The organism is Oscillatoria sp. HE19RPO (assembly GCF_024220515.1).
Taxonomy (GTDB): domain Bacteria; phylum Cyanobacteriota; class Cyanobacteriia; order Cyanobacteriales; family Laspinemataceae; genus Laspinema.
The window spans coordinates 1-12,700 of the sequence record NZ_JAMXOT010000106.1 but is presented as its reverse complement, the minus strand read 5'-3'; the positions used below and the strand labels follow the sequence as shown (position 1 = coordinate 12,700).

At 47.1% G+C, this 12,700-nt stretch carries 10 protein-coding genes; 7 read left to right on the top strand and 3 right to left on the bottom strand.

Features of this window, described 5'->3' with window-relative positions; all coding sequences use genetic code 11:
• The first annotated feature begins 109 nt into the window (after positions 1 to 109).
• The gene (locus tag NG833_RS10665; protein ID WP_254565269.1) at positions 110 to 301 is read left to right on the top strand and encodes a hypothetical protein; all 192 of its coding nucleotides are present in this window, start codon (positions 110 to 112) and stop codon (positions 299 to 301) included.
• Between the two features lie 129 nt (positions 302 to 430).
• The gene (locus NG833_RS10660) at positions 431 to 577 is read left to right on the top strand and encodes a hypothetical protein (protein WP_254565268.1); all 147 of its coding nucleotides are present in this window, start codon (positions 431 to 433) and stop codon (positions 575 to 577) included.
• Positions 578 to 1,977: 1,400 nt separating this feature from the next.
• On the opposite strand, the gene NG833_RS10655 is transcribed toward NG833_RS10660, so the two are convergent.
• Entirely contained in the window at positions 1,978 to 3,372 is a 1,395-nt protein-coding gene (locus NG833_RS10655; protein ID WP_254565272.1) for an aminopeptidase P family protein, read from the bottom strand.
• A 697-nt stretch (positions 3,373 to 4,069) separates the two neighbouring features.
• Between NG833_RS10655 and NG833_RS10650 the strand changes: the two genes are divergently transcribed.
• Positions 4,070 to 4,513: a DUF4332 domain-containing protein gene (locus NG833_RS10650; protein ID WP_254565267.1), complete on the top strand. Its 444-nt coding sequence runs from the start codon at positions 4,070 to 4,072 to the stop codon at positions 4,511 to 4,513.
• 32 nt (positions 4,514 to 4,545) lie between these two features.
• Here NG833_RS10650 and NG833_RS10645 read toward each other — a convergent pair whose 3' ends face one another.
• Positions 4,546 to 5,169 (bottom strand): TetR/AcrR family transcriptional regulator, encoded by a 624-nt coding sequence (locus NG833_RS10645; protein WP_254565266.1) that lies wholly within the window; start codon positions 5,167 to 5,169, stop codon positions 4,546 to 4,548.
• Between the two features lie 271 nt (positions 5,170 to 5,440).
• Between NG833_RS10645 and NG833_RS10640 the strand changes: the two genes are divergently transcribed.
• From NG833_RS10640 to NG833_RS10625, 4 genes are all read left to right on the top strand, one after another.
• Positions 5,441 to 6,967 (top strand): pitrilysin family protein, encoded by a 1,527-nt coding sequence (locus NG833_RS10640; RefSeq protein ID WP_254565271.1) that lies wholly within the window; start codon positions 5,441 to 5,443, stop codon positions 6,965 to 6,967.
• Between the two features lie 11 nt (positions 6,968 to 6,978).
• Positions 6,979 to 8,463: a M16 family metallopeptidase gene (locus tag NG833_RS10635; RefSeq protein WP_375293900.1), complete on the top strand. Its 1,485-nt coding sequence runs from the start codon at positions 6,979 to 6,981 to the stop codon at positions 8,461 to 8,463.
• A 510-nt stretch (positions 8,464 to 8,973) separates the two neighbouring features.
• Positions 8,974 to 9,909 carry a hypothetical protein gene (locus tag NG833_RS10630; protein ID WP_254565265.1) on the top strand — a complete coding sequence of 312 codons (936 nt, stop codon included), beginning with the start codon at positions 8,974 to 8,976 and terminating at the stop codon, positions 9,907 to 9,909.
• Positions 9,910 to 10,197: 288 nt separating this feature from the next.
• Positions 10,198 to 11,364 (top strand): calcium-binding protein, encoded by a 1,167-nt coding sequence (locus NG833_RS10625; protein WP_254565264.1) that lies wholly within the window; start codon positions 10,198 to 10,200, stop codon positions 11,362 to 11,364.
• 312 nt (positions 11,365 to 11,676) lie between these two features.
• Here NG833_RS10625 and NG833_RS10620 read toward each other — a convergent pair whose 3' ends face one another.
• Positions 11,677 to 12,459, bottom strand: coding sequence for a peptidylprolyl isomerase (locus tag NG833_RS10620; RefSeq protein ID WP_254565263.1), 783 nt, complete (start codon positions 12,457 to 12,459; stop codon positions 11,677 to 11,679).
• Positions 12,460 to 12,700 lie beyond the last annotated feature (241 nt).

Sequence of the window (12,700 nt, the reverse complement as noted above, 5' to 3'; positions counted from 1 at the left end):
CAACAAATAAATCATCCTTGCTTTGATGCGATCGCACCTAACAAGGCTCTTTTAGCCCGCGCAGGCACCGCTTTGTCCGTGTAGCTCCAGGCTTGAGCCTGCGGGTTTTTTGAAGGTTTTATTTTTTGGAGTTCCCTTACAGAATTCTCTTCCCGATCGGGAATTAGGAATATTAACCGGGCAAGACCACCCCACCTCAACCATTCAAATCCAGGCAATTTTGAATCAAAAGCAGGCGATCGCCGGAGTCTTTTCCCGGCAGCTTCTCTCTACAGAGAGACGACAGAAATCCCCGATCTAGACTAAAGTAACCCTCTAGGGGTAAATGCAAGTTTTTAAAAATGTTCTACCCCCCAGGAATCGGGAAAAATCTACAGAGCCACCCGTTTTCCTGTTGACGTTAAATACAAAATTCAAATCATCCACCCCCATGACCCAACCGGCATCTCCGGGTATCGGTTTCGAGGATGTCCTGGGAGATCCGTTTAGTAAAGAAGAAGCCGATCGCCTCCTGCAAACCGAAGCGGGACGAGTTTATCTCTCTGTGGTATCTCAGGTGGAACAGATGCCTTCTTGACAATGGGAGGATGATGTAGCTACAACTTTAAAGTTGGCTTAAGTATATTTGCTCAAAATCAGCCAAATGGCTGATTTCTATTGAGTCGTTTGGCTGATTTGAACATAAAATTACCGGGTAGACAATAAATATTTAAGTGATTTCACTTAAGCGAGCCTGATGTTAGAAAAGTGCAGGGGAGCATTGGTTTACTCTGTCAACGGCTTGCTGGTGAAAAACCGGAGAAAAAGAGAATCAATATGGGAAGCATCTGCCACATAATTCACTTAAAAAACAGGGAAGCAGGAAATAAAAAAATCTATCCTGGGATAGAGATTAGACTTGAAAAACCTCAAAACATAGAGTATCTCTGGTCCCCATTGAGAGGGGATAAAACAGATGGAGTGATTGACACGAATGAGTCTCACCCCATCCGGGTCAGCAATCGAGGGCGAACTAAAACCGGAAAATTTTTGACAATGGAGTGCGGCTGGTATCGATGCCGCAGTATCTAATTGAAATTGATAAAAATCTGGGAGAAATCTGCACTTTTTCCTATTTTATGGTATAGGAAGAAAAATCTTTGGAGCAGGTCCCAAAGGGTCTGCTCGGGTCCTTTGGGGACTCTAGTGAGGAGAAAACCTCCAGGTTTAAGCCCAAGCAATCCTCCTACCAAAACCGGAGGTTAATATCCCTGATTGCTCTTGCCCATGATGGGTTAAACCCCATATCTAAAAATGACCAAGTTGACATATAGTACAGCGAGTTAGCAAATTTTTATGAAAACTTGCTAACTCGCTGTACTATAACAACTTAAAGGTTTTATTGCCAATTTCCGCAAGGTTGAAGCCCGGATACAAAGCAATTTTTACGTGCGAAAATTTCCCCTGTTTTATAGACTAATGAAATCAGAAGAGTTTCGGATCAGCTAATGCTAACAGTCAACTTTGCACATTTCCGATTGAATCTGGCCCCGTTTTTGCTGCCCATCCAGCTATATTTTGCGCCTGGACTACCTGGGCCGGATATTCACGCGATGTCAGTCCCTGTGACCAGACCATACGAGGAGCGTCCAACTACAGAGGCGAATTCCGATTGTAAGGAGAACGATCAGAAAGAATGCGATCATCATCGGGGCAGTCGGGAAGAGCGTTCGGAACGCTAGTTTTTCAAGAGGTAAGGCTCATACGGAATCCGGTTGTCAAAGGTCTGTAAAAACCCGCAGGCTGTTCTATGAGCGTTCCGCTAGGAAAGCCCAGGGCACTTGCGGACGAAGCGGTGCCTGCGCGGGCTAAAAGCGAAAACCGACTTTTAACAACCGGATTTGGTATCAGAGGGTGATGGGGAACATCAAAGCGATCGCTTCATGAGGCAGCGGGTCACAAACTGTGACCCGCCAGTTCACCTCAGATAAGTGAGACTCAACCCCGAACAATCTGCTCGATTTTCTGAGCTTGCACCGGCAAGGCAGCGGTAAAGACTTCCCGACCCTCTTGGGTAACCATGACATCATCCTCAATGCGGATGCCTCGGACATCGTGAAACTGGGCTAATTTATCCCAGTTAACGACCTCATTATATTGCTCACGCCGTTGGGGGTCGTTTAAAATAGCGGGGACTTGATAAAATCCAGGCTCAATGGTGACTAGCATTCCCGGTTGCAGAGTCCGGTTCAGACGCAGGTAACATAATCCAAAGCGATCGCTGCGATCGCGACCTTCCTGATATCCGGCAATATCTCCCAAATCTTCCATATCATGAACATCCAATCCCAGGAGATGTCCCACCCCATGCGGAAAAAATAAAGCATGGGCGTCCATTTCCACCAAATCCTCGGGATTGCCACGCAGAATTCCTAACTCCACCAATCCTTCAGCGATCGCCACCGCTGCCACTTGATGAATGTCCCTATATTCAACCCCAGGACCCACCTGCTCAATGCAGCGGTCATGGGCCGCCAAAACCACATCATAGAGATCCCGTTGGGTGGGGGAAAACTGCCCCGAAACCGGCCAGGTGCGGGTGACATCTGCGGCCCAACCTGTGCCTGTTTCTGCACCCACATCCACTAATAGCAAATCTCCTGGCTGTAACAGGTTATGGTAATGCTGATTATGCAAGACTTGGCCTTCAACCGTGACAATACTGTTATAAGCACAGGTAAAATTCTGGGCCATAATCGCCCCTTCCATTGCACCCCGGACCATTGCTTCGGTTTGAGCGCGTCGAGTGGACATCATTCCCACCAGATGCGCCTGGACAGTACAGGCAGCCGCTTGTAACAGTTCACGAATGGCGGATTCATCGTGGATTAGCCGTAATTGAGCGATCGCCCGGGCCAATTCCCGATCGCGAGCAACCGTGGGATACCCTTGATCCGTAAACAATCCCACCGGGCGATCTAGGATATCCAACTGTTCCATCCGCGTCTTCAAATCTGTTGCCGCAACGGTTGCAGCATTTTGGCTACGAGATTTTAACTCCGAGAGGGGAAATGCCTCATCTGCGGCGATCTCCTCAGCAACCTGCGATCTAGTTGGCATTTCTCCATGCCAAAGGGTACTACCGGGATGGGGATCATCCATAAACAGTTCCAATCTGCCCCCTTCCAGACGAATTGCTGCATTTTCTAGGGAGACTCCGGCAAAATATAAGAAATGACTACTGGGGCGAAAGGGGTAGACATTGGCGGGAAAATTGCGGGAACAGGGACTTCCCGACCACAAAATCACGGGAAAAGCAACTTCATTTGCCAGCTTTTGGCGGCGCTGATGTAGGGCCGTTGTCAGGGAGGTTGCAGGAGTGGACATTTGCATGAGGGATAATTGCGCTTTGCGATCAATCTGGGTTTGATCATCCATCATAGGGAGATTTCAAACCAAAGTCCCCCTAAGCTCATTCTCTTAGTTCAACGTCCCGACTTCAGTCGTTCCCCTCTTCGTTCAACGTCCCGACTTCAGTCGTTCCCCTCTTCGTTCAACGTCCCGACTTCAGTCGTTCCCCTCTTCGTTCAACGTCCCGACTTCAGTCGTTATCCTCTTCGTTCAACGTCCCGACTTCAGTCGTTATCCCCCGTTCAACGTCCCGACTTCAGTCGTTATCCCCCGTTCAACGTCCCGACTTCAGTCGTTATCCCCCGTTCAACGTCCCGACTTCAGTCGTTTCTTCCGGTGTCGCGATCATCAGGAGGGGTTTAAACTTTCGATCCTGGTGGCGATCGCTGCCAAATCTCTACTACAAACGAAGAGTACGACTGAAGTCGTTACTACAAACGAAGAGTACGACTGAAGTCGTTACTACGAACTAAGAGTACGACAGCAAGTCGTTACTACGAACTTGGAGTACGACAGCAAGTCGTTACTACGAACTTGGAGAACGACAGCAAGTCGTTACTACAAACGAGGAGAACGACTGAAGTCGTTACTACAAACAAAGAGAACGACTGAAGTCGGGACGTTGAACATGGAGAACGGTTACCCTAGTTAAATGAGGAGTATTTATCCCATCCAACCCATGAATGCATCTAAATCGGGGTCAGTGCGCCCCTTCAAACCGAGTAACTGGCCGATCGCCCAATTACCTGGGGTCAGTTCCCAGGACCAAAATCTCCTGGAAAATGGCGGGATTACTACCACCCGGGAACTGTTGCGTCGGGGGAAAACATCTGAGCAACGACAGGCGATCGCCAAGGAATTAGGCATCCATCTTCAATATGTGAATAAATGGGTGGCAATGGCTGAATTGGCCTCAATTCCAACAGTCGGCTGTGAATATTGTGGATTATTGCTCCACGCCGGAATTGCCTCGATCGCCCAACTGGCGGACTTACCCATCCACCGATTACACCAACAACTTTTAAGGGTCCAAGTGGCCAATCTCCAACGCCGGGACCTTTGTCCCTCTGTGGATGAAGTGACGCGATGGATTCAACAGGCGCGGACCCTTGTGAAGGGATGAAGGATGAAGGATGAGGGATGAAGGATGAAGGATTACTCGTTTTGGGGTGGCGCTAAGACTCCATGTAGGAAAATATCCGCCAATCCTTCTGCCATTTCCTGCATCGCTTTGGGAGAAGAATCATTTTCCAGGAGGGTTTGTTGGCTGAAACCTGCTACAGCAAACATTCCCAGAAACACATGAGCCACTAGGCGAGGATTCATGGGACGATAAATGCCGCGTTCCATTGCAGTTTCAAAGAATGCCTCAGCGACATCGGTCATTTTGGAAATCACCTCGGCTTGAATGCGATCGCGTAACTCCGGGTGAAACTGAGCCTCCAGGAAGCAAACCCGCATTAAATCCGCATTCTTGTGAATATTCAACATCCGCCTGCGCATCACTTGCGCCACCGCCTGATAACTGCCCATTTCGCTGAGTTCCGTGAGCAGATCCGTGAGGATTTCAATCCATCCCTGGGTTGCCAACTCCACCAAAATTGCTTTTTTATTGGCAAAATGACGGAATAGGGTTCCTTCAGCTACACTGGCCGCTTGAGCGAGGTCCTTGGTGGTGGTGCCGTTGTAACCCTTTTGGGCAAATAACCGCTGCGCCGCATTTAAAATCCGCGTGCGCGTATCGATTTCAGCAGGTTGGGAGCGAGTAAATATATTCATCGTTAATAGTAGAAAATAGTGCTGTGGGAAATCACATCAATAGCGTTTTTTTCTAACCCAGGAGGACTCAACGAACCCGAATCAAACAGAGGAATAACCGCCCTTGCATCACTTAAAATGGCTGACCCTCAATGGAGGGGTCACTTCCAGACTGATGAATCAAAATCACCGCTTTTTTTTATTGGCTATGTCAATCTCTAGGTTTCGGATGGCGATCGCAAAATGGGGAAAACCCCGCTGGACTGGGAACTGGTCCCACTCCCGACACTTCATGATCGCCCTTTTGGTCACGCTTCTCCTCTGGTCCGGGATTTCATCAAACCCGGCACTGGGACGAGAGCAAGTTTCCCCCGCTACAACTCAGTCAATCCAGCCTTACTTAGACCGGGTTGCCGAGAAAGTTAGCGAGTTTACCCTCGATAATGGACTCAAGTTTATCGTTTTAGAACGACATACCGCCCCGGTTGTTTCATTTCTAACATACGCCGATGTGGGCGGTGCAAACGAACCGGAAGGCAAAACCGGCGTTGCCCACTTTTTAGAGCATTTAGCCTTTAAAGGGACTCAGCGGATTGGGACCCGAAACTATCAAGCTGAAAAAGAGCTCCTCGAACAACTCGATCGCCTCTCTGCTCAAATTCGAACCGCCACCGCCGCTGGAAAAACTGCCGAAGCTCAACGGTTACAAACTGAATTTGAGAAAACCGAGGCTGCTGCCGCTGAGTTAGTGGTCCAGAACGAATTGGGTCAAATTGTCGAACAATCCGGAGGTGTTGGACTCAATGCTACCACGTCTGCTGATGCCACTCGCTATTTCTACAGCTTTCCTTCTAATAAGGTAGAACTCTGGATGTCCCTAGAGTCTGAGCGTTTCCTCGAACCCGTCTTTCGCGAATTTTATCGCGAAAAGCAGGTGATTCTCGAAGAGAGAAGAATGCGCACGGATAACTCCCCCATTGGCAAAATGATTGAGGAATTTCTCCAGACTGCCTTTGTGGAGCATCCCTATCGCCAACCTGTGATTGGCTATCCCGAGGATTTAGTCAATCTCCGACGTGAGGATGTCCAGGAGTTTTTTGAGACTTATTACGTTCCCAACAATTTGACCATCGCTGTTGTTGGAGATGTGGACCCGGAGAATGTCCGGCAATTGGCGCAGACTTATTTTGGGCGCTACAAAGCGGGTCCGACACCGCCAAAGGTGGACACAACTGAGCCTCCCCAAACGGAACCCAGACAGGTTGTCGTCCGGTTTCCCTCTGAACCTTGGTATTTAGAAGGATATCACCGTCCCGGTATCGATCATCCCGATAATGTTGTCTATGAATTGATTGCTCAAATTCTCAGTTCCGGTCGGACTTCTCGCCTCTACAAATCCCTCGTAGAAGAACAGCAAGTTGCCTTGACTGCTCAGGGTTTGAATGGATTCCCCGGAGAAAAGTATGAGAATTTAATGCTGTTTTATGGCCTGACTGCGCCAGGTCATACGGTGGAAGAAGTGGCGGCTGGATTGCAAGAACAAATCAATCTGCTGACGGTGGAGGAAGTGTCCACAGAGGAGTTAGAGCGGGTTAAAACCCAAGCCCGAGCCGGAGTGTTGCGATCGCTGGCTTCTAATCAAGGCATGGCCAGTTTGTTGGTGGAATATCAAGTTAAAACCGGCGATTGGCGCAACTTATTTCAAGAATTAGAGCAAATTGCTGCGGTGACGCCGAAAGACATTCTGCGCGTCTCTCGTGCCACATTCCGTCCCGAAAATCGGACCGTGGGACTGCTGCTGCCAGAGGAAGAATCGTAATGAGTCAGAGAATGGTTACATCTAAGAATAGACCCCGAAAATATTGGATTGTGCTGTTGGTTTTGCCGCTAATGTGGTTGCTGTTTAATGCGGTGAGTGTCACGGCACAATCGGCGCAACATTATACCGATTTGGAGTTTGGACCGCCTCCGGAAATTGTGTTACCCCCATTTGAGCGCTTTGAGCTAGAGAATGGCATGGTGGTGTATTTGATGCAGGACCGGGAACTGCCGTTAGTCTCGGGGACTGCTTTAATTCGCACCGGCGATCGCTGGGAACCTGCTCCTGAAACTGGACTGGGACAAATTCTCGGTCAAGTCTTACGCACCGGGGGAACCACGTTACATTCCCCGAATGAATTAAATGAGTTGCTGGAACGTCGCGCTGCTTCTGTGGAAACGAGCGTCGATACTACTTCGGCATCGGTTAGTTTTAATGCCTTAAGTCAGGATTTGGATGAGGTGTTTGGACTGTTTGCGGAAGTGCTCAGAACTCCGGCATTTGCTCCGGAGCAAATTGAGTTAGCGAAAAGCCAACAAGCTGGGGGGATCGCCCGTCGGAATGATTCCCCCAGTGCGATCGCCTCTCGGGAATTCCAAAAGCTGATTTATGGGGAAAATAGCCCCTATGCTCGGACGATTGAATATGAAACCCTGGGCAATATTTCTCGGTCCGATGTGGTCGAATTTTACCAGCGCTATTTCCATCCCAATAACATCATTTTGGGCATTGTCGGCGATTTTGAAACCGCTGAAATGCGAGGGTTAATTGAGCAGGAATTTGGCGACTGGAAACCCGACAAAACCCTGAGTCAAAATATACCGGATTTATCCCCAACTGCTCAAGCTCAAAAAGGGGGAGTCTTTTTGGTTGAACGCCCTCAACTAACCCAAAGTACGATTCAAATTGGTCATTTGGGTGGGGAGTTAGATAATCCAGATTATCCGGCGTTGTCGGTTTTGAATGGGGTACTGAATGGATTTGGCGGACGGTTATTTAATCAGGTGCGATCGCGCGAAGGATTAGCCTATTCTGTCTATGGCGTCTGGAGTCCCCGCTATGATTATCCAGGGATGTTTATCGCCGGGGGTCAAACGCGATCGGAGGCAACGGTGCCGTTTATCCAGTCTGTCTTTCGCGAAATCGAACGGATTCGCACCGAACCGATTACCCCTGAAGAGTTACAGTATGCTAAAGATACCACTCTCAATTCCTTCATCTTCAATTTCGCCGACCCGAGTCAAACCCTCTCTCGGTTAATGCGATATGAATATTATGGATATCCCGAGGATTTTATCTTCCAATATCGACGCGGAGTCGAAGAAACCACCATTGAAGATGTGCAGCGCGTGGCACAGAAATACTTAAACCCGGATCAGTTAGTCACCTTAGTGGTAGGGAATCCGATGGAGATTAACCCTCCCTTAAGTAGTCTCACACCCGATAGCACGGTAACTTCAATTGACATTAGCATTCCCGAACCATCGAGAAGTTAGTCCGTGATTGTTGTAGGGTGGGCAATGCCCACCCTCTTTATTTGGAAAAAACCCTGACGCAGACGCAAGTTAGGGCTTAAAGTATAACTGAGAAATGATCCAAAATTTGGTTTAAAAAAATTGGTTGTGCTCAAGCCCGGTTGTCAGACATGACTAGCGAAGCCGATCGCGCTCCGCACCCTTTATCCTAAAGTTAGACGGATTTGATGTAATTTTGTACGGCTGTTCTCCCTGGTGCGATCGCCAGTGGCGTTAAAAGCTCCAGTTAAAGACGTAGCCGAGACTTTACTAAAGTTCATATATCCTGTTTTTTGCCTGCGTGATTATACTTAAACTGACTAGACTTTACAAAAAGTTTATATAAAATTTCAATAAATTCACGGTTGCATTTTAAAGCTTTGTTTAAACCGGGCTTTCGTCATTAAAAACTTGCCAAAATGGCAGGGTTGGTGTGAGTGTTCGAGCTAGGGTGGAATCAATCAACATGGCGTGACAGGAGGGAAATAAGTGATGTTCAACCCAAAAAATGAAAAGATTAACCAAAGATTTAAACCCGGACTCACAAAGCGCTGGCTGTTGGCGATCGCACCTTTTCTAGCCACAACTGCGATCGGAACTGCCCCGGCTGTGGGTGCAACGTTTGCCTTTTCCGAAGCATCAGCGTTCTTGGATGGCTTTAGTCATAACCCTTACTCAGCTTCTACCTTCGTCAAAACCCAAACCTTAACTACGACCATTTACGGTTCTAACTGGAATTCCACCGGCAATGACTCCTCCACTGTGAGTATAGACTATGGAACGGGTTCGGTTTTTTCCCAATCCCTAGCAGATGCCTTATTTTTAACTGAATTTTCTGCCTTTGGATACAATAACACTGTCAGCCAAGCGGGTGGTACAGGTCAGGAGTATCGAGGAATCGCACAAAGTGAAGCCAAATTAGTCGGAAACTTTTTTGTTAATCCCGCTGAAACCTTCTCATTTAATTTTGATACTTCATTTAACCTGTTCGCTGGAATTGATAATCCCGAAGGTGAGCGTTCCACGGCCTCGGCCAACATCTCTTTCCTGTTGTTAGGCAGCAACGAGGCAGACTTTACCAATGCCAGTATCTTAGACTCTTTCTCAGTATCCGGTCATTTAGATACTGGAGCCTATGAGGGGGGAATGCCGTTTTATTTTGAAAAGACTGACTCTTTCCATTTCTATGATGCGAATGCTTTTGCAATCTACGATCAACCCGGACTGAATCACGAAGAGGGCAGCTTGTTTGTAACGGGTGGATTTCAGCGCAGTTTCGATCGCCCCCTGCATCTTTCGTTACTGGAAGTCAAAAATACCGAGGTCACGGTCAAAGCGCCGGAACCTTCAATTCTTTTGGCTCTAATCGTCTTCGGTGGGTTGACGGGGCCTATTTTCAAAAGAAGAAGTCAAAAAATCAAAGAATAGAAGAGATAGAAGAGATAGAATCATTAAGGTCTTTAAGATTTAGCATTTTCATCTTTTAATATCGCCCAACAATATCCTCTTCTAACAGCCCTAAGTTATCAGACTACTAAACTAACTCTTAGTAGTCATTTCTGCTTGCAAAAATTTTAGTTAAAGAGAGATTAATCATTTGAATGCAATCAAATCTAAACAGCAAAAATTTACCTGTCAAAATGGCAACATGGTGGGCTGACTGTACTTTAAAATCTTAATCAAGAAAGCATTAAAGAATAATTTTTGGAGGTCAATATGGAACGGTTTCAAAACTCTTTTTTTGATAACAATATTATTGATGACCGGGTAGATCGGGACATTCCCAACTTCGATGATGTCCTCAGCACAACTGCACCGACGCTCATCAACGGAACATCAGAGGATGATGTCATTGATGTATCAACCCTTCCCGGTGCAGACAATAACGATTATAGAATCTTCGGTCAAGGAGGCAATAATTACATCATAGGTGCCGGTGGCGACGACTACATCCAGGGCGGTAGTGACAATGATACCTTAGAAGGCAGAGCCGGAGACGATCGCCTCTTTGGTAGTAGAGGTAATAATCTGCTCTTGGGTGGACCGGGGGACGATGTTTTAACCGGCAGTACCGGGAATGACACCTTAATCGCCGGTTCAGGTGAGGACATCCTCATCGCTGGCAGCGGCGATGATGTGCTTCAAGGTGGACTGGGAAATAACAGATTATTGACCGGCGCAGGGGATGATGTTGCCTTCGGACAACAGGGTGATGATACAATTATTGCCAGCTCTGGGGAGAATGTCCTAGTAGGAATTCAGGGCAATGATTACATCAGGGGAGGTAGTGGTAACGACATTATCTATGGGGATGATCGCAACTTTGCTGGGGTCCCCGGTGGCAATAACACCCTCTATGGCGCAGAGGGGAATGATACCATTCAAGCCAGCTTTAGCGATACCATACTATACGGCGGCAATAGCTCTATTAATGGCGGGGGCGGCAATGACCTGATCCAAGGTCAAGCTGGTAATGATACCGCGATCGGGGATATCGGCAATGATACCATCATTGGTGGCCTGGGCAATGATGTCATCCAGGGTGCTGGCGCTACAGGAGGACTCTTTGAGATAGATTGGTTAACCGGCGACCTCTCCGGGTTGCCACCGAGTCACCCCTGGGCCGGGAATAACACATTTATCCTGGGAAATCAGGAGACTGTCTTCTACAGTACCGGCGGCCAGTCTGATCTGGCTATCATTACTGATTTTAATCCCGGCAAGGATAAACTCCAGATTAACGGCAGCGCACCCGCCGGTTATTCCTTTGACTTATCCCCCGGAGGAAGTACCTTAATTTCGTTTAATGATGACCTGATTGCTCTCTTGGTTGGGGTCACCCCTCAAGAGGTTTTGGCGGAAGACTCGTTTGTGTTTGTTTAGGGATTTGATTTCCACAGGATTTACGAATTTTTGGAGAGCAAACCCCTTTAGGTTGAGGCGATTCGCGCGCTCGCATCAACCTAAAGGGCTGAATGTTACAGATGACGTAAATCCTGTTCCCGAAAAAAAGTTCGGCATTCAAATGCAAGGACAGGGCAATGCCCTGTCCTTACGGTATTAAAGAGAATATTTTATTTTAGGGAACTCCCTGGTGATAATTTCTTTTCGTAACTGATTAACCAGACTTGATATCAATCTGGGTTCCAAAATGTCTAGCCAGCTTGTACCCAATCCGCTTCAGTTTCTCGGGAATCAATCTGGCCTTATGATCCCATCATTTTTTGTTGAATCGGGTTGTTCTCCTTGATTATGGATGAAATAAATTACCTCTTTTTCCAACCATTCTTTAAATAGTTTAGCGATCAGGCTTTGACGACGCTCTGGGGTTAATTCAGCGGGGATAAATTCTTCTACTAAAAATAGATGATATCCTTGCTCGCTTTGGATCGGTCCAGTGACCTCTCCAACATTGCCTCTAGTTACAATGGCAGCTATGTCTGGCTTTAATGTTGAACGCAAAATCTTTCCTTCATATCCACACCTGAGCCGCCGCCGCTCATCAATATCATAGAGGCGTGCGGCTTCATAAAAACTGATTTCTTGTTCTTCAATTTGATAAAAAAGTTCCCGAGCAACTTTTTCGTAGGGAACAATAATTTGATAGAGTAATATTCGCTCAAAGTCTACTCTGTTTTCGATGAAAGACTTTTCGGCTTCTTTTTCAAACAGAGCTTGAGAGAGTTTTTTGGCCAGGAGACGATCGCGAATCCCCGCCTCCCACTCCTCGGGGGAAATCATGCTGTCTTCTAGCCATGCCAAGGTATCTGCGGCTTTTTCTAGCCGGTTTTCAGCGCGAAATCGGTCACTTTCAGCTTGGATTTCCTCGGGGGTCACGGTGATACCCCGCTCGCGAGCGGTGCGCTCGATAATTCGTTGATATAATATTTTTTTGTATATATCTTTTAGGCTAACTTCTTTTTTCAGGCAATCAACAATTTCAACAGGCTTAATATTTATTTGTTCGAGGTTATTCATTTTTCATGGTCTCCCTATCCGGTTGATTATTATAAATAAACCATAGTATATAATACTGTGATAAAATTAATCTGGGTATCTCAAAGTTGTTAAAGTTCCCCCTAATATTCAAATGAAATTGCTGAAAGAATTTTAAGGGAGCGCTCTTTCAGCAATTTAATAAGGGGATTGCAAAATATAAATCCTCCAAACGTTCATGTAGGGGCGCAATGCTTGCGCCCGACGGAGGGCGCAAGCATTG